The sequence below is a fragment of the Microbacterium hydrocarbonoxydans genome (assembly GCF_023715885.1).
In the GTDB taxonomy this organism is placed as follows: domain Bacteria; phylum Actinomycetota; class Actinomycetes; order Actinomycetales; family Microbacteriaceae; genus Microbacterium; species Microbacterium hydrocarbonoxydans_C.
The window spans coordinates 103,275-123,899 of the sequence record NZ_JAMBOY010000006.1; the positions used below are offsets into that span (position 1 = coordinate 103,275).

20 protein-coding genes are annotated in these 20,625 nt (G+C 67.5%); 1 reads left to right on the top strand and 19 read right to left on the bottom strand.

The features are described from left to right. Positions 1-3: 3 nt before the first annotated feature. The 4 genes from ctaD to M3195_RS15115 all read right to left on the bottom strand — a co-directional run bounded on the left by ctaD (position 4) and on the right by M3195_RS15115 (position 4,638). Positions 4-1,737 (bottom strand): aa3-type cytochrome oxidase subunit I, encoded by a 1,734-nt coding sequence (gene ctaD, locus M3195_RS15100; RefSeq protein ID WP_186307518.1) that lies wholly within the window; start codon positions 1,735-1,737, stop codon positions 4-6. A 3-nt stretch (positions 1,738-1,740) separates the two neighbouring features. Further along, positions 1,741-2,643 carry an aa3-type cytochrome oxidase subunit II gene (gene ctaC / locus M3195_RS15105; protein ID WP_251588797.1) on the bottom strand — a complete coding sequence of 301 codons (903 nt, stop codon included), beginning with the start codon at positions 2,641-2,643 and terminating at the stop codon, positions 1,741-1,743. 97 nt (positions 2,644-2,740) lie between these two features. After that, a complete protein-coding gene (gene erpA / locus M3195_RS15110; RefSeq protein ID WP_096715651.1) occupies positions 2,741-3,106 on the bottom strand; it encodes an iron-sulfur cluster insertion protein ErpA in 366 nt (121 codons plus the stop codon). 110 nt (positions 3,107-3,216) lie between these two features. Continuing rightward, positions 3,217-4,638 carry a dipeptidase gene (locus M3195_RS15115; protein WP_251588798.1) on the bottom strand — a complete coding sequence of 474 codons (1,422 nt, stop codon included), beginning with the start codon at positions 4,636-4,638 and terminating at the stop codon, positions 3,217-3,219. A 46-nt stretch (positions 4,639-4,684) separates the two neighbouring features. Here M3195_RS15115 and M3195_RS15120 point away from each other — a divergent pair, with 46 nt between their 5' ends. Next, the gene (locus tag M3195_RS15120) at positions 4,685-5,272 is read left to right on the top strand and encodes a DUF3043 domain-containing protein (RefSeq protein ID WP_251588800.1); all 588 of its coding nucleotides are present in this window, start codon (positions 4,685-4,687) and stop codon (positions 5,270-5,272) included. Positions 5,273-5,355: 83 nt separating this feature from the next. Here the strand turns inward: M3195_RS15120 and M3195_RS15125 are convergent, their stop codons facing one another. The 15 genes from M3195_RS15125 to ftsZ form a co-directional block, all read right to left on the bottom strand. Next, positions 5,356-6,387, bottom strand: a complete 1,032-nt coding sequence (locus M3195_RS15125; protein WP_251588802.1) for a quinone-dependent dihydroorotate dehydrogenase — start codon at positions 6,385-6,387, stop codon at positions 5,356-5,358. A 10-nt stretch (positions 6,388-6,397) separates the two neighbouring features. Further along, positions 6,398-6,868, bottom strand: coding sequence for a transcriptional regulator NrdR (gene nrdR, locus M3195_RS15130; RefSeq protein ID WP_251588804.1), 471 nt, complete (start codon positions 6,866-6,868; stop codon positions 6,398-6,400). Between the two features lie 10 nt (positions 6,869-6,878). Continuing rightward, entirely contained in the window at positions 6,879-8,183 is a 1,305-nt protein-coding gene (gene hisD, locus M3195_RS15135) for a histidinol dehydrogenase (protein ID WP_251588806.1), read from the bottom strand. A gap of 2 nt (positions 8,184-8,185) precedes the next feature. Then, positions 8,186-9,436: a hypothetical protein gene (locus tag M3195_RS15140; RefSeq protein WP_251588808.1), complete on the bottom strand. Its 1,251-nt coding sequence runs from the start codon at positions 9,434-9,436 to the stop codon at positions 8,186-8,188. Positions 9,437-9,547: 111 nt separating this feature from the next. Next, complete coding sequence (gene dnaE, locus M3195_RS15145) at positions 9,548-13,066, bottom strand: DNA polymerase III subunit alpha (protein ID WP_251588810.1); 3,519 nt, start codon at positions 13,064-13,066, stop codon at positions 9,548-9,550. A gap of 60 nt (positions 13,067-13,126) precedes the next feature. Then, positions 13,127-14,263 (bottom strand): hypothetical protein, encoded by a 1,137-nt coding sequence (locus tag M3195_RS15150; protein ID WP_251588811.1) that lies wholly within the window; start codon positions 14,261-14,263, stop codon positions 13,127-13,129. After that, on the bottom strand, positions 14,238-14,843 hold the full coding sequence (locus M3195_RS15155; protein ID WP_251588813.1) for an RNA polymerase sigma factor: 606 nt from the start codon (positions 14,841-14,843) through the stop codon (positions 14,238-14,240). The genes M3195_RS15150 and M3195_RS15155 overlap by 26 nt, the downstream gene beginning before the upstream one ends. A gap of 66 nt (positions 14,844-14,909) precedes the next feature. Next, the gene (locus M3195_RS15160) at positions 14,910-15,482 is read right to left on the bottom strand and encodes a GNAT family N-acetyltransferase (protein WP_251588814.1); all 573 of its coding nucleotides are present in this window, start codon (positions 15,480-15,482) and stop codon (positions 14,910-14,912) included. A 37-nt stretch (positions 15,483-15,519) separates the two neighbouring features. Further along, positions 15,520-16,440 (bottom strand): RluA family pseudouridine synthase, encoded by a 921-nt coding sequence (locus M3195_RS15165; protein WP_251588815.1) that lies wholly within the window; start codon positions 16,438-16,440, stop codon positions 15,520-15,522. A gap of 2 nt (positions 16,441-16,442) precedes the next feature. After that, on the bottom strand, positions 16,443-17,009 hold the full coding sequence (locus M3195_RS15170; protein WP_251588816.1) for a signal peptidase II: 567 nt from the start codon (positions 17,007-17,009) through the stop codon (positions 16,443-16,445). Positions 17,010-17,105: 96 nt separating this feature from the next. Beyond that, complete coding sequence (locus tag M3195_RS15175) at positions 17,106-17,699, bottom strand: DivIVA domain-containing protein (protein ID WP_251588817.1); 594 nt, start codon at positions 17,697-17,699, stop codon at positions 17,106-17,108. 153 nt (positions 17,700-17,852) lie between these two features. Next, complete coding sequence (locus tag M3195_RS15180) at positions 17,853-18,149, bottom strand: YggT family protein (protein WP_096715666.1); 297 nt, start codon at positions 18,147-18,149, stop codon at positions 17,853-17,855. A gap of 3 nt (positions 18,150-18,152) precedes the next feature. Next, entirely contained in the window at positions 18,153-18,626 is a 474-nt protein-coding gene (locus M3195_RS15185) for a cell division protein SepF (protein WP_251588818.1), read from the bottom strand. Between the two features lie 44 nt (positions 18,627-18,670). Further along, positions 18,671-19,351 carry a YggS family pyridoxal phosphate-dependent enzyme gene (locus M3195_RS15190; protein ID WP_251588819.1) on the bottom strand — a complete coding sequence of 227 codons (681 nt, stop codon included), beginning with the start codon at positions 19,349-19,351 and terminating at the stop codon, positions 18,671-18,673. Beyond that, positions 19,348-20,505 (bottom strand): cell division protein FtsZ, encoded by a 1,158-nt coding sequence (ftsZ, locus tag M3195_RS15195; RefSeq protein WP_251588820.1) that lies wholly within the window; start codon positions 20,503-20,505, stop codon positions 19,348-19,350. Before ftsZ ends, M3195_RS15190 begins: the two co-directional genes overlap by 4 nt. Between the last annotated feature and the right edge of the window lie 120 nt (positions 20,506-20,625).

Here is a 20,625-nt window from a genome sequence, read left to right on the forward strand (position 1 = left end):
GGGTCAGTGGCCCTCTCGCTCGCCCGGGGCGGTGGTGGCGAATTCGGCCGCCTCCGGGTGGTTCAGATCGAACGCGGGCCGCTCGCTGCGGATACGCGGGATCGAGGTGAAGTTGTGACGCGGCGGCGGGCACGACGTCGCCCACTCGAGCGACGCACCATAGCCCCACGGGTCGTTGACCGTGACCTTCGGCGCCTTGCGGGCCGTGATCCACACGTTGAGGAAGAACGGCAGCATGGACGCGCCGAGGATGATCGCACCGATCGTGGAGACCTGGTTGCCCCAGGTCCAGCCGTCGGCCTCGGAGTAGTCGGCGTAGCGACGCACCATTCCGTCGACACCCAGCCAGTGCTGAATGAGGAACGTCATGTGGAAGCCGATGAACAGCATCCAGAAGTGCACGTAGCCGAGGCGCTCGTTCAGCATGCGACCGGTCCACTTCGGCCACCAGAAGTAGAAGCCCGAGAACATCGCGAACACGACCGTTCCGAACACGACGTAGTGGAAGTGGGCGACGACGAAGTACGAGTCGCTGAGATGGAAGTCGAGCGGCGGCGCCGCGAGGATGACACCGGTCAGACCGCCGAAGACGAACGACACGAGGAAGCCGAGGGCGAAGACCATCGGGGTCTCGAAGGTCACGGACCCTCGCCAGAGGGTGCCGATCCAGTTGAAGATCTTCACACCCGTCGGCACCGCGATGAGCATCGTCATGAGCGCGAAGAAGGGCAGCAGGACCGAGCCCGTGACGTACATGTGGTGCGCCCACACGGCGACGGAGAGGGCGGCGATGGCGATCGTCGCGTAGACCAGCGTCTTGTACCCGAAGATCGGCTTGCGGCTGAAGACCGGGAAGACCTCGGACACGATGCCGAAGAACGGCAGCGCGATGATGTACACCTCGGGGTGGCCGAAGAACCAGAACAGGTGCTGCCAGAGGAGCACCCCGCCGTTCTGCGGGTCGTAGATGTGAGCGCCGAGCACACGGTCTGCTCCGGCGGCGAAGATCGCGGCGGCGAGCACCGGGAACGCCATGAGGATCAGCAGGCTCGTGATGAGTGTGTTCCACGAGAAGATCGGCATGCGCCACATCGTCATACCCGGAGCGCGCATCGTGATGATCGTCGTGATGAAGTTCACCGCGCCGAGAATCGTGCCGAAGCCCGAGATGCCGAGTCCCAGCATCCAGAGGTTTCCGCCGGCGCCTGGCGAGAACGACGCGCTGGCGAGCGGCTGATAGGCGAACCATCCGAACGATGCCGCGCCCTGCGGGGTGAGGAAGCCGGCGACGGCGATCGTCGAGCCGAAGAGGAACAGCCAGAACGCGAAAGCGTTGAGACGCGGGAACGCGACGTCGGGCGCGCCGATCTGCAGCGGCAGAATCGCGTTCGCGAAGCCGGCGAACAACGGCGTCGCGAACATCAGCAGCATGATCGTGCCGTGCATCGTGAACAGCTGGTTGTACTGCTCCTTCGTCGGCACGATCTGCATGCCGGGCGCGAAGAGTTCAGCGCGGATGACGAGCGCCATCACACCGCCGAGGAGGAAGAACAGCACCGAGGCGATGAGGTACATGTACCCGATCGTCTTGTGGTCGGTGGAGGTGATCCACTTGACGACGATGTTGCCCTTCTGCTCGACACGCGACGAGCTCATGAGAGCGGCCTGGCGCGCGGGCAGAGTGGTGGGACGGGAGCGAGGGGCCTCGTCGGTGCGGGGTGCTTCAGTGGTCGACATGGCTTACTCCTCTCCTTCCTCGGAGTCGTTCTGACCGGCGGTGCCCGGCAGGTTCGACAGACGGTCGTAGGCGTCGGTGATGTCGCCGGTGTTGCCTTCCTCCTCGAGAGACTGGAGGTAGGCGTCGTATTCGTCCTGCTCGACGACCTTCACGTTGAAGAGCATCATCGAGTGGTACTCGCCGCAGAGCTCGGCGCACTTGCCGGAGTACTCGCCGACACGGGTCGGGATGAAGGACCAGGAATTGTCCTTCCCGATGTACATGTCCTTCTTGTACAGGAAGTCGATGATCCAGAAGGAGTGGATGACGTCGCGGGACTGCAGGTTGATGGTGACCTTCTGGTCGACCGGCAGCACCAGGGTCGGGAGCTGATCCTGGTCGATGTTGCCGGCGGCGTCCGGCTGCGCCTGGATGCCCATCGTCCACACGGCATCGGAGTTGTCGTCCTCGTCGCCGTCGTACTGGAAGTCCCATGCCCACTGCTTGGCGATCGCGGTGATCTCGACGTCGGGGTCGTCCCACTTCGTCTCGATCGCCGCCTGGTCACGTGCCGTGAAGAAGAACATGCCGAGCACGAGGATCAGCGGCACGACCGTGTAGAAGATCTCGATCGGCATGTTGTACCGCATCTGCACCGGAAGACCGGTCTGACCCTTGCGGCGGCGGTACGCGATCGCGGCCCAGGCCATGAGCGCCCAGGTGATCACGCCGACGGCGAGAAGCACGATCCAGGAGTTGACCCACAGGCCCGAGACACGCTCGGTCTGGTTGGTGACGGCCGGCTCACCCTCCACGAAGCCCGGGAGGTAGCCGTTCAGCTCGGTGGCAGTACATCCCGCCAGGGCCACGGCTGTCGCTACTCCCAGGGGAAGAGCGACCCAACGAAGGCGGCGTTTCGAGGGCACGATGCACCTTTCAGATTGCGGACAGGGCACACCCCAAGTCTAGGGCAACCTCACACCTGATTCATGCCAACCGTGCAGGTTGGCGGGCGTGATCCGATCAGTGGAAGCTGTCGCCGCACGCGCAGCTGCCTGCAGCGTTCGGGTTGTCGATCGTGAAGCCCTGCTCCGAGATCGTGTCCTTGAAATCGATCGACGCACCGTCGAGGTAGGGCACGCTCATGTTGTCGACGATGACCTCGACGCCGTCGAAGTCGACGGTCTCGTCGCCCTCGAGGAAGCGCTCGTCGAAGTACAGCTGGTAGATCAGTCCGGAGCATCCGCCGGGCTGCACCGCGACGCGCAGACGGAGGTCGTCGCGCCCTTCCTGCTCGAGGAGATTCTTGACCTTGGTCGCGGCGGCGTCGGTCAGCTTCACGCCGTGCGCCTGGGTGGTCTCTGCGGGGGTGAGTGCGGTGTCGCTCATGTCGCTCCTTGTGACGGGCCGCGTTCGCACACGGCTGGTGTCTCGATTTTACCTTCGCCCCGGCCCGGGCGGGTCCGTTTCGCCCGGGCAGTCGGCGTCGGGATTCGCGCTCAGATGACGATGTCGTTCATGCGCGACAGGAGGAGTGCCTCGGTCGCGACGGCATGACGGAAGGTGTCGAGGTGCAGCGATTCGTTCGGGCTGTGGGCGCGGGAATGCGGGTCCTCGACGCCGGTGACGAGGATCTGCGCCTCAGGGAACTCGCGGACGAGGTCGGCGATGAACGGGATCGACCCGCCGACGCCGAGGTCGATCGGCGCAACGCCGTAACCGTCGCGCATCGCGTCGCGGGTGAGCGCCACCGCCCAGCCGGTCGTGTCGACGAGGAATCCGTTTCCGAGGTCGACGTCGGAGAACGTCAGCTCGGCGCCGAACGGCGCATGAGCGCGCAGGTGCGCTTCGAGCGCTGCATACGCGTCCTCGCCGGACTGCCCGGGGGCGACGCGGGCACTGATGACGACCGTGACCTCGGGCGACAGCGTGTTCGACGCCGCAGCCACGCTCGTGGCGTCGATGCCGATGACGGTGACCGACGGCTTGTTCCAGATTCGGCTGAGGATCGAACCGTCGCCGATCGGAGTCGTCGTGGGCAGGAGCCCCGCTTCGTCGCGCAGGGTCTCCTCGGTGTACTCCGGGGTCGGGGCGTCGCGCTCGGTCATCCCCTCAACAGCGACCGAACCGTCCTCGTTCCACAGGGTCGAGAGCATCGAGATCGTGGCCATCATGGCGTCGGGCACCGCTCCCCCGAACATGCCGGAGTGCGAGGCGTGGTCGAGCGTGCGGACGCGGACGGTGAAGCGGGCGTTGCCGCGCAGCGAGACCGTCAGGCCCGGGGTCACGGAGTCCCAGTTGCCGGAATCGGCGACGACGATCGCGTCGGCACGCAACGCATCCTTGTTGTCGGACAGGAACTGCGCGAAGGATCGCGAGCCGTACTCCTCCTCGCCCTCGATGAACAGCGCGATGCCGAGCTCGAGATCGTCGCCGACGACCTCGGCCACGGCGCGGATCGACGCGATGTGCGCCATGATGCCCGCTTTGTCATCGGCGGCGCCTCGACCGTAGAGGCGCCCGTCCCGCACGGTCGGCTCGAAGGGAGGGGTCTCCCACAGCGCGTCGTCTCCGGGGGGCTGCACGTCGTGGTGGGCGTAGAGGAGGATGGTGGGCTTGCCGCCCCGCGCTGCACGGGTGGCGAGCACGGCCGGCTGGCCGAGCTCGTCGGTGCCGGGGATCGCCGCGCGGAGGACGCGCACCTCGTCGAAGATCCCCGTGCCCTCGGCGAGAGCGGCGACTGCCTCGGCGCTGCGCTCCAGCTGGGTCTGATCGAAGGCCGGCCAGGCCATGCCCGGGATGCGCACGAGTGCGCCGAGGTCGCTCAGCGCGGCGGGAAACCCGGTCGACGCGGCTTCGAGGAGCGCCGGCTCGCGGTCGCTGGAGAGGTTCTGGTCGCCGGGGTGGGCAGGAGATGTCATGCGAGTAATCTTAAGGTGATCCTTTTCACCCGAACCGAGGAACCTCGTGGCCATTTCCCCCGCATCCCCTCCGACGAACGACGACGCCGCCGACAAGCCCGCCGCGGGCAAGGGACGTGCGACGCCGACCCGGGCGGAGCAGGAGGCCGCCCGCCGCCGCCCTCTGGTGGCGAACACCAAAGAGGCCAAGGCCGCCGCGCGCGCCGAGCTGAACGAGCGCCGCGCTCGCGCGCAGGCTGGTCTCGCTGCCGGCGATGAGAAGTACCTCCCCGCCCGCGACAAGGGGCCGCAGCGCCGCTGGGTGCGCGACTACGTGGACGCCGGCTGGCACCCCGCCGAGTTCGTGATGGGCGTCATGGTGCTCGTCATCCTCATCTCCCTCCTTCCGCCGAACCTCGCGATCGGCGGGTTCGCCATCGCCGGCTGGGCGTACCTCGTTATGATGGCGTACCTCGTGCTCGCGATCGGCGGCATGATCTTCCTTGCGATCCGGGTCAAGCGCAAGGTGTCCGCGAAGTTCGGGGCTGAGCGGATGGAACGCGGCCTCGGCTGGTACGCAGCCATGCGATCCTTGCAGATGCGGTTCATGCGCCTGCCGAAGGCTCAGGTCAAGCGGGGACAGTACCCCGCCTGACACGTCCGATTCGAAAGAGGGCCCCTGCCGAATTCGGTGGGGCCCTCTTCGTCTCGATCCGGTGCGGCAGCGGGCGTAGAGGCTCAGCCTCGCCGCAGCCGGAGCAGGCCGCGGTTGATCTCACGACCCCAGAAGGGTCCACGGTAGAGGAACGCGGTATAGCCCTGGACGAGTGTCGCGCCGGCGTCGAGACGCTCCTGGACGTCCTCCGGCGTCTCCACTCCTCCGACGGCGATCACACAGAAACCCGTCGGGACGGCCTCGCGCACGAGGCGCAGGACCTGCAGTGACCGCTCCTTGAGTGGCGCGCCGGAGAGCCCTCCCGCGCCCGCGGCCTCGACCGTCGCGTCATCGGTGAGGAGACCGTCGCGGCTGATCGTCGTGTTGTGCGCGATGATTCCCGCGAGCCCCTCGGCGACGGCCATTCCGGCGATCGCCGCGATCTCGTCGTCGGGCAGGTCGGGAGCGATCTTGACGAGCAGCGGGGTGGACCCTGACGCCTCCTTCACGGCGCGGAGCAGGGGGGCGAGCGTCTCGACCGCCTGCAGCCCGCGAAGGCCAGGAGTGTTCGGGGACGACACGTTGACCGCGAGGTAGTCGGCGAGCGGCGCGAGACGCCTCGCTGACGCGACGTAGTCCTCGGTCGCGTCCTCGACATCGACGACGCGGCTCTTGCCGATGTTGACTCCGATCACCGTGTCCGGAGCTCCACGCCGCAGACGAGCGAGGCGCCGCGCGGCGGCATCCGCTCCCCTGTTGTTGAAACCCATACGGTTGATGACGGCCCGGTCCGCCACGAGGCGGAAGAGGCGCGGCTTCGGATTGCCCTCCTGCGGGATGGCGGTCACCGTGCCGACCTCGACGTGGCCGAATCCCAGAGCCGCGAGTCCGCGCACGCCGACGGCGTTCTTGTCGAACCCCGCGGCGACGCCGAACGGCGACGGGAACGTGATTCCGAGCGCGTCGACCCGGAGTGACGGGTCCGGCTTCGTGAGCGCGCGGGTGACGCCGGAGAACGGCGGCACTCCGAGCACGCGGATCACCGCCATGCCGGCGTGATGGGCGAACTCGGGGTCGAAGCGCGACAGGACGGCGCGGAAGAGCAGCGGATACATCCCTGCCAGGTTACCGGTCGACCGGCTCCCTCTTCGCGTGGTCGGCCCTGAGGTCGGTGATGGCGGTCTCGAAATCGTCGAGGGAGTCGAAGGCCTGGTACACGCTGGCGAACCGCAGGTAGGCGACCTCGTCGAGGTCCCGTAGCGGGCCCAGGATGGCGAGGCCGATCTCATTGGTGTCCAACTGCGAGACTCCCGTCTGCCGGACGGCCTCCTCGACGCGCTGCGCGAGGATCGCCAGATCGGCCTCGGTGACGGGGCGGCCCTGGCACGCCTTGCGGACACCCGAGATGACCTTCTCGCGACTGAAAGGCTCCATCACGCCGGAGCGCTTGATGACGTTGAGGCTCGCCGTCTCGGTCGTCGTGAAGCGTCCCCCGCATTCGGGACACTGACGCCGACGGCGGATGGAGAGTCCGTCGTCGCTGGTGCGCGAATCGATCACACGCGAGTCGGGGTGACGGCAGAAGGGGCAGTGCATCTGACCGATCCTACGCGGTGAACCGCGCCTCGATCGCCTCACCGTGCGCGGGCAGCACTTCGGTGTTCGCGAGCGCGACGACGCCCGCACGCACGACCGCGAGAGCATCGCGGTCGTAGGTGATGACCTGCTGCGGACGGAGGAACGTGTACGCCCCGAGTCCCGGCGCGTAGCGCGCCTGACCGCCCGTCGGGAGCACATGGTTGCTGCCCGCCATGTAGTCGCCCAGGCTCACCGGGGTCTGATCGCCGACGAACACGGCGCCCGCGCTGGTGAACGAGTCCGACGCCGACTCGGCATCCGTCAGGTGCAGCTCGAGGTGCTCCGGAGCGTAGGCGTTGCTGAACGCAGTCGCCATCGCGAGGTCGTCGACCAGGACGATCGCCGATTGCGGACCGGACAGGGCTGCGGCGACCCTCGCCGCGTGGCGGGTCGCTGCCGCCTGCCTCTCGACCTCCTGCGCCACCGCGCCGGCGAGCTGCTCGGAGTGGGTGACGAGGACCGCCGACGCCTGCTCGTCGTGCTCGGCCTGGCTGATGAGATCGGCGGCGATGAGGCGCGCGTCCGCCTCGGCGTCGGCCACCACGAGGATCTCGGTGGCACCTGCCTCCGAGTCGGTGCCGACGACTCCGGCGACCGCGCGCTTCGCGGATGCGACGTAGTTGTTCCCGGGGCCCGACACGACATCGACCGGGTCGAGCCCGACACCGGCGACACCGTGCGCGAAGGCGCCGATCGCCCCCGCGCCGCCCATCGCGTAGACCTCGGTCACACCGAGGAGCCCCGCGGCGGCGAGGATCGTCGGGTGGATGCGGCCGTCCTGGTCGCTCTGGGGCGGCGACGCGAGCGCGATCTGCGCCACGCCCGCCACCTGGGCGGGGACGACGTTCATGATGACGCTCGACGGGTAGACCGCCTTGCCGCCGGGAATGTAGACGCCGACGCGCTGCACGGGCTGCCACCGCTGCGTGATCGTCGCCCCCGGCCCGATGCGCGTGACCCGGGGCGCCGGAACCTGAGCCTCCGAAGCCGTGCGGACCCGGCGGATCGCCTCTTCCAGGGCAGCCCGCACCTGGGGCTCGAGTCCCGCCAACGCCTCGTCGATGTGCGAGGCAGGCACTCGGAGGTCGTGCCCGGTGACGCGGTCGAACCGCTCTGCCTGCTCGCGGAGCGCCGCCTCACCGCGCTCGCGGACGTCATCGACGATTCGTGCGGCGGTATCGAGAGCCTCGGCTCTCGCTTGAGCAGCCCGGGGTACGGCTGCGAGCATGTCTGCGGGCGAGAGCTCGCGCCCCCGCAGATCGATCGTGCGCAAGGTCAGCCCTTCGTGATGTCAGCGATGTCGTGCAGATACCCGATCCGTCCGTCGTCATGGCGCACGACATAGGCACCGCCGCGGTCCTCGATCACGAGCGCCCACGCCGACGGGCCGATGCGGAAGATCGGCTCGCCCAGCTCGTCGTGCACATCGCGCTCGGTCGGCGCGAGGATCCAGAACGGCTGCGCGGCCGGGGCGGGGTCACGCGGGTTGGTCGCATCGAGGTCGGCCTCGTCGATCGCCGAGAACGCGTGTGTCTGCGGTGCCGCATCGACGTCCTGCGCGCGGGCTCCAAGCATCGCCTCGATGCTGCCGGTGTCCGACACCACTTCGGGTTCGCGCTCCCACGAGCTGCGGGAGTAGGACGGGGTGTAGGTCTCGTCGCTGGTCGCCTGCTCGGTACCGGTTCCCCCGCCCGAGGCGTGCGACGACAGCGGGACCTGCTCGGCCACGTCGAGTCGCGCGACCTCGTCTGTCGCCTGCTGCCCGGTCAGCTCGGTGTCGAGCCCGCTCGCGGGAACGGTGACCTGTGTGTTCGGCGCGAGGTAAGGGGCGGGAGCGTACCCAGCAGGCGTCGCCGTCTCGTCTGAGCCGGTGGCAGACGTCGCTGCAGCCGGCGGCTCGGGCCGCTCCGGCCGCGGACGTGCGATGACCGGACGGACCGGATTCGCGTTGCGGTGAGCGAGGGTCACCAGGCGGCCGCGGAAGTCCTCCTTGATCCCCGGGATCAGCGGGGCGAACACCGTGAGCGCGACGAGGGCGAGCGCGACGATGAACTGCACCCAGGGGACCCAGACGACCGCGTCGACGTCGGCGCGGATGACGAGCGCGACGTAGTCCCAGAGAACCTGCGCCCACCAGACGGCCGCGACGGAGAAGGCCACGGAGGCGAACTGGTCGATGCCGAGCGACCCGACACGACGGATGCCGTCGGGCGACAGGCGCCGGAGCACGAGGAGGAAGACGGCGACGGTCGGGACGCCGATCGGCAGGATCCACGAGATCCCCTGCGCCCAGAGGGCTGGCGACCAGCCGAGCGGGAAGAAAGACAGAACGAACAGAACGAGCCAGGCGCCCACGATGATCAGCTCCCGAAGGGTGAATCCGAGGATGCCGTATTCGGGTGTGACCTCCTCGTCGTACAGTACGCCGTCGTCGTCGGAGAAGTCCTCGTCGGCCGGGGAGAAAGCGGGTGCCGACGTCGCATCATCGGCGGGATCACTGTTCAGGAAGGGGGATTCCGCGCTCATGGGTGGTCCTTTCGTCACGGTGCGGAGTTCGGACGCCTCGCACCCAACGGGTCATGATCCTACCCGGTGCCCCGGGGAGGCGTGCAGGGAGAGACGCCCGATGACAGGTCGTCAGCCCAGGCAGGTCGGTCCGAGCAGCGACTTGAGGTCGCCGAAGAGATCGGCCGAGACCTTCACCGGCATCGGCACGTCGAACACCTTCGCCGTACCCCCGCGATGAACCCGTAGCACGACCTCGGTGTCGCCGTTATGCCGTCGCAGCACGTCGGCGAGCTCCTGCATGACCCGCTCTGTCGCACGCTGCTCGGCGAGCACGAGCGACAGTGGACCGGCAGCATCGAACGATCCCACGTCGGGAGCGAACGCCGACTGGGCATGCAGGTTCAAGCCGTCGTCTCGCCGCGACACCCGGCCGCGGACCGCGAGGATGGAGTCCTGCTGAAGGGTGTGCTGGAACTCGGTGTAGGTCTTCCCCATGAACATGACCGTCACCTCGCCGTTGAAGTCCTCGATCGTGATCATGCCGTAGGGGTTGCCGCTGGCCTTGGCCACGCGGTGCTGCACGCTCGTGACGAGCCCCGCCACCGTGACCTGGTCTCCGTCTTGAAGATCCTCCGAGTTGTTGAGGTCGTGGATCGAGATGGAGGCATGCTTGGCGAGCGGTACTTCGAGGCCGGCGAGCGGGTGATCGGAGACGTACAGCCCGAGCATCTCCCTCTCGAAGGCGAGCTTGTCCTTCTTGATCCACTCGGGACGCGCCGGGACCTTCGCGGGCGCCGCTTCCTCCATGCCGTCGTAGAGACTGTCGAAGTCGAAGCCGATGGCTCCCTGAGCCTCGTTGCGCTTCCGGTCGACGGCCGCCTCGACGGCATCCTCGTGTATCTCCATGAGCGCACGACGGGTGTCGCCCATGGAGTCGAACGCGCCGGCCTTGATGAGCGACTCGACCGTCCGCTTGTTCGAGACGTGCAGGGGGACCTTGTCGAGGAAGTGGTGGAACGAGGTGAAGCGCTCGTCCTTACGCGCTTGCACGATTCCGTCGACCACGTTGCTGCCGACGTTGCGGACGGCTCCCAGTCCGAAGCGGATGTCATCTCCGACGGCGGCGAAGAAGTTGATCGATTCGGAGACGTCGGGCGGCAGGACCTTGATTCCCATCCGTCGGCACTCGTTGAGGTACAGCGCCATCTTGTCCTTGGAGTCGCCCACGCTGGTGAGCAGCGCGGCCATGTACTCGGCGGGATAGTGCGCTTTGAGGTAGGCCGTCCAGTACGACACGACCCCGTACGCCGCGGAGTGGGCTTTGTTGAAGGCGTAGTCCGAGAAGGGCAGCAGGATCTCCCAGAGCGCGTTCACGGCTCCGTCGGAGTATCCGTTGGCGTGCATGCCGGCCTGGAAGCCCTCGAACTGCTTGTCGAGCTCGGACTTCTTCTTCTTGCCCATGGCACGCCGCAGGATGTCTGCTTGGCCGAGAGAGAACCCGGCCACGCGCTGGGCGATGGCCATGACCTGCTCCTGGTAGATGATGAGACCGTAGGACTCTTCAAGGATGTCGGCCAGGGACTCCGTGAACTCCGGGTGGATCGGCGTGATCGGCTGCATGCCGTTCTTGCGCAGCGCGTAGTTGGTATGGGAGTTCGCCCCCATGGGACCCGGGCGGTACAGCGCGATGAGGGCCGAGATGTCACCGAAGTTGTCGGGCTTCATCAGTCGCATGAGAGAGCGCATCGGCCCGCCGTCGAGCTGGAACACGCCGAGGGAGTCGCCGCGGGCGAGAAGGTCGTAGGCTCCGCGGTCGTCGAGCGCGAGGTGCTCGAGATCGAGCTCCTCGCCACGGTTGGTGCGGATGTTGTCGAGCGCGTCGGAGATGATCGTGAGGTTGCGGAGCCCCAGGAAGTCCATCTTGATGAGACCGAGCGACTCGCACGACGGGTAGTCGAACTGCGTGACGATCTGGCCGTCCTGCTCGCGGCGCATGATGGGGATGATGTCGAGCAACGGCTCGGACGACATGATCACGCCGGCGGCGTGCACGCCCCACTGACGCTTGAGTCCCTCGAGTCCGAGCGCCCGGTCGAAGACGGTCTTCGCCTCGGGGTCGGTCTCGATGAGGGCGCGGAACTCGCTCGCCTCCTTGTAGCGCGGGTGCGCGGAGTCGAACATGCCGCCGAGCTCCATGTCCTTGCCCATGACGGGCGGCGGCATGGCCTTCGTGAGGCGCTCCCCCATGCTGAACGGGAACCCGAGAACACGTCCGGCGTCTTTGAGGGCTTGCTTGGACTTGATCGTGCCGTACGTGACGATCTGGGCGACGCGCTCCGAGCCGTACTTCCTCGTCACGTACTCGATGACCTCGCCGCGGCGACGGTCGTCGAAGTCGACGTCGAAGTCGGGCATGGAGACGCGATCGGGGTTGAGGAAGCGCTCGAAGATGAGACCGTGCTCGAGCGGGTCGAGGTCGGTGATCTTCATGGCGTACGCGACCATGGAGCCCGCCCCGGATCCGCGGCCGGGACCGACGCGGATGCCGTTGTCCTTGGCCCAGTTGATGAAGTCGGCGACGACGAGGAAGTACCCGGGGAACCCCATCTGCAGGATGATGCCCGTCTCGTACTCCGCCTGCTTGCGCACCTTGTCGGGGATGCCGTTGGGATAGCGGTAGTGCAGGCCGGCCTCGACCTCCTTGATCAGCCAGCTGTCCTCGGTCTCACCGTCCGGAACCGGGAACCGCGGCATGTAGTTCGCGGAGGTGTTGAACTCGACCTCGCAGCGCTCGGCGATGAGGAGGGTGTTGTCGCAGGCCTCGGGGTGGTCGCGGAAGAGCTGCCGCATCTCGGCGGCGGTCTTGATGTAGTACCCGTCGCCGTCGAACTTGAAGCGGTTCGGATCGTCGAGCGTCGAGCCCGACTGCACGCAGAGCAGCGCCTCGTGCGCATCGGCCTCGTGCTGGTGCGTGTAGTGCGAGTCGTTCGTTCCCACCAGCGGGATGCCCAGATCCTTCGCGAGCCGGATCAGGTCGGTCATGACGCGTCGCTCGATGGAGAGCCCGTGATCCATGATCTCGGCGAAGTAGTTCTCCTTGCCGAACAGGTCCTGGAACTCCGCGGCCGCCGCGCGCGCCGCGTCGTACTGCCCGAGCCGCAGTCGGGTCTGGATCTCGCCCGACGGGCATCCCGTGGTGGCGATCAGCCCCTTGCCGTAGGTCTGCAGCAGCTCGCGGTCCATGCGGGGCTTGAAGTAGTAGCCCTCCATGCTCGACAGTGAGCTGAGCCGGAACAGGTTGTGCATGCCCTGCGTGCTCTCGCTCCACATGGTCATGTGGGTGTACGCGCCGGATCCCGAGACGTCGTCGCTCTTCTGGTCGGGCGAGCCCCACTGCACGCGCGACTTGTCGCTGCGGTGGGTCCCCGGCGTCACGTAGGCCTCGAGGCCCACGATGGGCTTGATGCCCGCGGCCTTCGCCGCCTTGTAGAACTCGAACGCCGCGAAGGTGTTGCCGTGGTCGGTGACGGCGATCGCCGGCATCCCGTAATCGGCGGCTGCCTGCGTCATCGAGGCGATCTTCGCCGCACCGTCCAACATCGAGTACTCGCTGTGCACATGGAGGTGGACGAAGGAGTCGGATGCCATGGTTCGAGTCTACTTTCGGCGTCCGACATCGGGATCGCGTCGCGAGCCGCGCCGACCCACTCAGGGGAGCGCGCTGACGACAGGCTCCGAGTAGGTTGTGCGGATATCCGGGACGTCGACCGGCACGACGCCGCTTTCGCCGAGTTCCGAGGTGTGGGTTGTGCTTGTGACGATACCCGTCTTCATGTTCACAGTTACGGTGAACCTCGTGGTCGACTCGCCGCCGTCCCACGCCAGCGCGGAGTCGAAGGTGATGGTCCGCTGGCCACCCTGCAGTTCGCCAACGGTGGAACCCGGGAGAGTGCCGAGCGCACGATAGATCGCAGCCCGCGCTTCGGAGGGTCCGGCATTCTGCGCGAGCAGCCTGATCATCACCCAGCCCACCTTTCCATCCACCCAACCCGGTGCATCGTCTCCGAGGTGCGAGCGTATCCATTCGACCATCGCCGCGGACTCCAGCGGCATGGCTGAGTAGAACTGCGCGAGGTCGGACACTCCTTCGACGTCCAACGGTGGACTGAGTGGGCTCCAGAAGGACATCGGCGAGTCGAACCCGAGTCGCCCGACCTGCTGGCGCCCCCGCTCTTCGGCAACACTGGTGTCACCGAAAGACGCACCGAGGTCTGCGGGCTCGGTCTCGGTGTACACGTCCTGAGAGAGGTCAGCCGGGGTGTAGCTCGTTCCCGATATCCGCATCGTCCAAGCGCTCGTGGCGGTGGTGCGGATGACGCCCATTCCCGGTTCGCTCTCGCCGACGCTCTCGTTGAACAGATATAGCTCCTCCGTCGTCCATTCCTGGCGCAGATACTGTCCGGGTGCGAGGGCGGGTGCCTGATAGGACTCCGCGGCCGTCGCCGCGCCTCGCAGAACTTGTGCCGCGGTCTCCGGTGTGGGTGTGGGCATCGGGAGCGGTGAGGACGCAGGCACAGGCAGCGCGCCCGAGTCCCTGGCGGGCACCGCCTCCACCCGAGGGTCCGGCGTCGTGAGCTGACCGACCACCATGACCGTTGCAGTCGCCGCCGCGACCCCCGCGACGGCTCCCGCGATGAGGAACATCGGCCGGCGACTCACGCGCTTGCGCGCGGTCATCATGCCTGCGTCGATGCCCTCGAGAAGTCGGGCTCGCGCCCCGGCGATCCGCTCGTCGGTGATGCTCACCCCCGTGTTGACCTCACGCACGCGCTCGAAAACGTCCATCGACTTCTCCTTCCTTCTGCTTCACGATTCGGGTGCGACTGGCGCCGCGATGCGGATCCAACCGGGTGCGCACGCGGTTGATGCGGGAGCGCACCGTGCCCACCGGAACGCCGAGGGCCGCGGCGACCTCCTCGTACGTCAGGTCCCCCCAGGCGTACAGCAGGAGCGTCTCCCGATCCTTCGCCGACAGCGATGCGATCCGCGGGGCGAGCTCGCGGGTCGAGATCTCGGCATCCAGCCGGGCGATCGTGGTCTCCAGGTCGTCGTGCGAGATGTGCTCGTCACGCTGGGCAGACTCGATACTGGACCGGAGGTGCTTGGCCTCCGTGGACCGATGCTTCCTGATCAGACGGGAGGCGATCCCGAACAGCCACGGCAGCGCGGTGTCCCATGTCGTATCGAATGCCGTGCGGCGCGCGAAGGCGACGAGGAACGTCTCGCTCAGGATGTCCTCTCCGGCATCCGCTCCGAGGCGTCGAGCGGCGTACCGTGCTATCACTCCGGCATGTCTGTCGAAGAGTTCCGCGAACGCTCGGGGTGCCCCGAGCGACCGCTGAATGATCTCGCTGTCTGTGCTCACACTATGTATTGCCTCAGAAGGAGAAAGTGGTTCATTAAATCTCCAATCTCCTCGAACGGGTTGCGCTCAGCTCAGATCGAGCCGCATCAGGACGCGGGGGAATCCGTCCAGTACCGAGCCCGTCTCGGCCGCCTTCTCGAACCCGGCGGCTTCGAAGAGCGCGCGCGTCCCGACGTACGCCATCGTGAGGTCGACCTTCTCGCCACGGTTGTCGACCGGATACCCTTCGACGGCTGGCGCACCGCGATCGCGCGCGTAAGCGACGGCACCGTCGATCAGCGCGTGCGAGATGCCCTGCTTCCGGTATCCCGGACGCACCCGGAAGCACCAGAGCGACCAGACGTCGAGATCATCGACGTGCGGGATCAGCCGGTTGCGGGCGAAACTCGTGTCCCGCCTCGGATGCAGCGCCGCCCAGCCGACGGGCTCGTCTTCGAGGTAGGCGATCACGCCGGGCGGCGGGTCCCGGTGGCACAGCTCGCGCACGCGCGCCGCCCTCGCCGGACCCCTGAGTGACTGGTTCTCGACGCTGCCGATGCGGTAGCTCAGGCAGAAGCACACGTTCGATGTGGGCTTCTTGGGTCCGACGAGCGTGGTCACATCCTCGAACACGGTCGCCGGTCGCACCTGGATGCTCATGTGCCCAGTGTGGTGTACACCGACGACATCGCGATGGCTAGTCGGCGCGCAGCACGTCGAGAGCGTGCCGGAAGTCGGCGGGGTACGCGGACTCGAACTGCACCCACTCCCCCGTGGTCGGGTGCGTGAAGGCGAGCTGGTGCGCATGCAGCCATTGGCGGGTGAGGCCCAGGCGCGCGGAGAGGGTCGGGTCGGCTCCGTACAGCGGATCGCCCACGCACGGATGCCGGTGAGCGGCCATGTGCACGCGGATCTGATGCGTGCGCCCCGTCTCGAGGTGGATCTCGAGCAGTGAAGCGCCCGGGAACGCCTCGAGGGTCTCGTAGTGGGTCACCGACGGTTTACCGTCGGGGACGACGGCGAACTTCCAGGAGTGATTCGGATGCCGTCCGATCGGCGCGTCGATCGTGCCGACCAGCGGGTCGGGATGCCCCTGTACCACCGCGTGATAGATCTTCTCGACGGTGCGTTCCTTGAAGGCACGTTTGAGGGCCGTGTAGGCGGCCTCCGTCTTCGCGACCACCATGAGACCGCTGGTTCCGACGTCGAGCCGGTGCACGACGCCCTGCCGCTCCGGAGCGCCGCTGGTCGCCACCCTGAACCCGGCCGCCGCCAGGGCGCCGACCACGGTCGGACCGTCCCAGCCGAGCGAAGGATGGGCGGCGACGCCGGTCGGCTTGTCGACCACGACGATGTCGTCGTCGTCGTGGACGATGCCGAGCTCGGGGACCGCGATCGGTACGATGCGCGGCTCTTCCTTCGGCTGCCATTCAACCTCGAGCCAGCCACCGCCGCGAAGACGGTCCGACTTGTCGAGGGTGGTGCCGTCGAGACGCACCCCGCCCGCCGCGGCCACATCGGCCGCGAACGTGCGGGAGAACCCCAGCATCTTGGCCAGCGCCGCGTCGACGCGCACTCCATCCAGCCCGTCGGGGACGGGAAGGGTCCGGAACTCCACGATCAGCGCCCGTCGGCAGTCGCGGGGCCGGAGGAAGACCCCGCCGCGTCGCTAGCCGAATCATCGGAGTCGGCCCTGTCGTGTACGACCGCCTCAGCCACAGCCACGGCCTCCGCTTCTTCGTCGGTCTCGACGACCGCGTGGTCGCGCTCGCGCGAGCCGTCGAATCGCAGACCGAACACGACGAGCAGCGCGACGGAGATCATGCCCGTGACGATGAAGATGTCGGCGACGTTGAAGATCGCCGGCATCATCCACGGCATCGAGATCATGTCGACCACATGCCCCATGGGGAAGCCGGGGTCGCGGAAGAGCCGGTCGGTGAGGTTGCCGAGCACGCCGCCCAGGAGCCCGCCCAGCACCACGGCCCAGAGGCGCGAGCGGAGGCCGAAGGCCTTCCACACGATCACGCCGGCGACCACCGCGAGGGCGATCGTGAAGATCCAGGTGACGTCCGAGCCCAGCGAGAATGCGGCACCGGGATTGCGGACGTAGTACAGCTGAAGGAACTCACCGAGCACGGGCACCGGCTCCTGCAGGGGCAGGTTCTCGATGGTGAGGTACTTCACAAACTGATCGGCGGCCAGCACGACGGCTGCGAGAATCGCAACGATCGCGCCGGCCGCCGACCGACGAAGAGGACGGCGTCCTGGCAAGAGGACGACCTACAGTCCGATCGCGGAGACCGGGGTCGAGTCCGTCGACGCCGACTTCTCGTCGAGGTCACGGAGCTGACCCTCGATGTAGCCGCGCAGCTGCGAACGGTAGTCGCGCTCGAAGTTGCGGAGCTCGGTGATGCGGGCTTCGAGCGTGTTGCGCTCGCGCTCGAGGCGTGCGGACTCCTCGCGCTGCTTGGCCTCGGCCTCAGAGCGGATGCGGTTGACCTCGCCCTCCGCTTCGGCGATGAGCTGGGCGCGCTTGGCCTCACCCTCGGCGACGTGCTCGTCGTGCAGGCGCTGCGCGAGCTCGATGATGCCGGCGGTGGCGGTCGCAGAGCCCGAGGGAGCCGGCTCGGCGGGCGTCTCGACGGGCGCCGGAGCAGCGGGCGCTTCGGCAGCAGGAGCGGGAGCGGCGGCCGGGGCGGCACCCGACTCGTACGCGGCCAGCTTCGCCTTCAGCTCGGCGTTCTCCTCGAGGGCCTTGCGCCACTCGATGACGATCTCGTCGAGGAAGTCGTCGACCTCGTCCGGGTCGAAGCCGTCCTTGAAGCGGACGTGCTGGAACTGCTTGGTGACGACGTCATCCGGGGTAAGTGCCATGGTGGCTCCTTCGATGAGTTCGGTTGCCAGTTTCGAGAATGGCGCGGTCGTGATGTGGCGCGAACCCGGGGCGCGCACCTGGGAGCCAAGCATAGTCCCCGAGTCTGTCCGCCGCGATGCCGCGACACCCGACCCTGGGGAACTCGCCCGGTGTCAGCGGAAGATGCCCACGATGTTCATGAGGATCAGCACGATCAGGATGGTCAGCGAGAATCCGAAGTCCAGAGACAGCGAGCCGATCCGCAGCGGGGGGATGATCCGCCGGAAGAACCGGATGGGCGGATCGGTGATCGTGTAGACGATCTCTGCGGCGACGAGTCCGGCGCCCTTGGGACGCCACTCGCGGTTGAACATCGGGATGTAGTCGAGGATCAACCGCGCGAAGAGGACGAGCAGGTACAGCAGCAGCGCCGTGTGGACGATGCTCGCGAAGACGGAGACGAGCCCCACGGGTTACGACTGGTCGAAGCCCGCGGACTCCGCGTCCGCGTGCGCGATGCCCCCGTGACCCGAGATGTTGATGTTCTCCGGCGAGAGGAGGAACACCTTCGAGGTCACGCGCTCGATGCGGCCGTAGAGGCCCAGCGAGAGACCGGAGGCGAAGTCGATCAGCCGGCGGGCGTCCGCATCGCTCATCTGCGAGAGGTTGATGATGACCGGCACGCCCTCGCGGAAGCTCTCGGCGATGAGCTGCGCATCGCGGTACTGCTTGGGGTGCACGGTGAGAATCTCGTTCACTGCCCCTCCTGCGGGCTGTCGCACCGCGACGGGACGACGCAGCGGGGTGATCGGGGCGGGGGCCGGCTCGTCGCGTTCGCGGTCACGCTCTCGGTGGGCACGGGCCGGGGCCTGCTGCTCCTCCTCGTAGACCTCTTCCTCGTCGGCGAGGCCGAGATACACCATGGTCTTCTTCAGCGGGTTACCCATCGTGTCCTCCGGTTCGAACGTGTCGGGCTGGTCTTGCTTAGAGGTTAACCCCGGTCGGGGCGGGGTCCTGTGATTGCGGAGCCGATCCGAAGGTGTGTCGCACCCGCAGAGATCGCCTCGACGAAGTCGCCGGTCATCCCGGCGGAGATCCACGCAGCTGAAGGGTCGACTGTCCGGACATCGTCGGAGATCGCACGCAGCCGCGCGAAGGCCGGGGCAGGGTCCTCGTCCAGGGGCGCAACGGCCATGACCCCGCGCAATCGCAGGGTGGGCAGGGAGAGCACGTGCTCCGCCAGCGCGCGCGCCGCATCGGGCGCGACGCCGCCGCGCCCGGGGTCGTCTGTGAGATTCACCTGGACCAGGACGTCGAGGATGCCGTCATCCTCCGCCGCCCCGTGCAGCGCGTCGGCGAGGCGCTCGCGGTCGACGGAGTGCACAGCATCCGCGCTCCGTCTGATCGCGGCCGCCTTGTTGGTCTGCGCCTGTCCGATGAAGTGCCACCGGACGCCGACACCCTCGAGCTCGGCCGTCTTCGCAGAGAGTTCCTGTTGCCGATTCTCCCCCACATCAGTCACGCCGAGAGACGCAAGCTCCCGAACGAGCGGTGCGGGGTGGAACTTGGTGACGACGATCCGCGTGATCTCCTGCGGGTCGCGGCCGGCCAGGCGCGCGGCGTCGGCGATCCGCTCATCGATCGCCGACAGCCGTGCCGCCAGGTCGGTCACTTCAGGAATTCGGGGATGTCGATGTCGTCGTCTGCGAACGCCGGCTCGATGCTCGTCGCGGTGACGCGCTGCGGAGCCGGCTCGTTCTTCTCGGCCTGCTCGGATGCGGCGGGCGCGCTCTCCTCGTCCTTCGAGAGCGTCACCTCGGGCAGCGTGCTGGCCGCAGCCGGCCGCGTGACCACCATCGGGTCGAGGCGCAGCGAGGGCTCGCCACCGTCGAATCCGGCCGCGATCACCGTGACGCGCACCTCGTCGCCGAGGGTGTCGTCGATGACCGTACCGAAGATGATGTTCGCCTCGGGGTGCGCGGCCTCCTTGACGAGGTCGGCGGCGTCGTGGATCTCGAAGATGCCGAGGTTCGACCCACCCTGGATCGACAGCAGCACACCGTGCGCTCCCTCGATGCTCGCCTCGAGCAGCGGGGACTCGACCGCGAGCTCGGCGGCCTTGATCGCCCGATCAGCGCCCCGCGCGGATCCGATGCCCATGAGCGCGGAACCCGCACCCTGCATGACGGACTTCACGTCGGCGAAGTCGAGGTTGATGAGACCGGGGGTCGTGATGAGGTCTGTGATGCCCTGCACACCGGCGAGGAGCACCTGGTCGGCCGTGGCGAACGCCTCGATCATCGAGATGCCGCGGTCGCTGATCTCCAGCAGTCGGTCATTCGGCACCACGATGAGGGTGTCGACCTCTTCCTTGAGCTTGGAGACACCGGCCTCGGCCTGGCTCTGGCGACGACGACCCTCGAAGGAGAACGGCTTGGTGACGACACCGATGGTCAGAGCGCCGATCGACTTCGCGATACGGGCGACCACGGGGGCGCCGCCGGTGCCGGTGCCGCCTCCCTCACCCGCGGTGACGAAGACCATGTCGGCACCGGTGAGCGCCTGCTCGATCTCCTCGGCGTGGTCCTCGGCGGCGCGACGGCCAACCTCGGGGTCGGCGCCGGCACCGAGTCCGCGCGTGAGCTCGCGGCCCACGTCGAGCTTGACGTCCGCGTCGCTCATGAGGAGCGCCTGGGCGTCGGTGTTCACGGCGATGAACTCGACTCCGCGGAGACCGAGTTCGATCATGCGGTTGACGGCGTTGACGCCGCCACCGCCGACGCCGACGACCTTGATCACGGCGAGGTAGTTCTGGTTCTGGCTCATGGCCGGCCTCCGAATAATCGAGCCTGTTCGATGGAGAGCCACCCCCGCCGGTTGAACCTTAAACCTCAACTAGAGGTGTAAAGTATTTCCCGGCAATGGTTTCTCTTGTTCGAAGGTAAG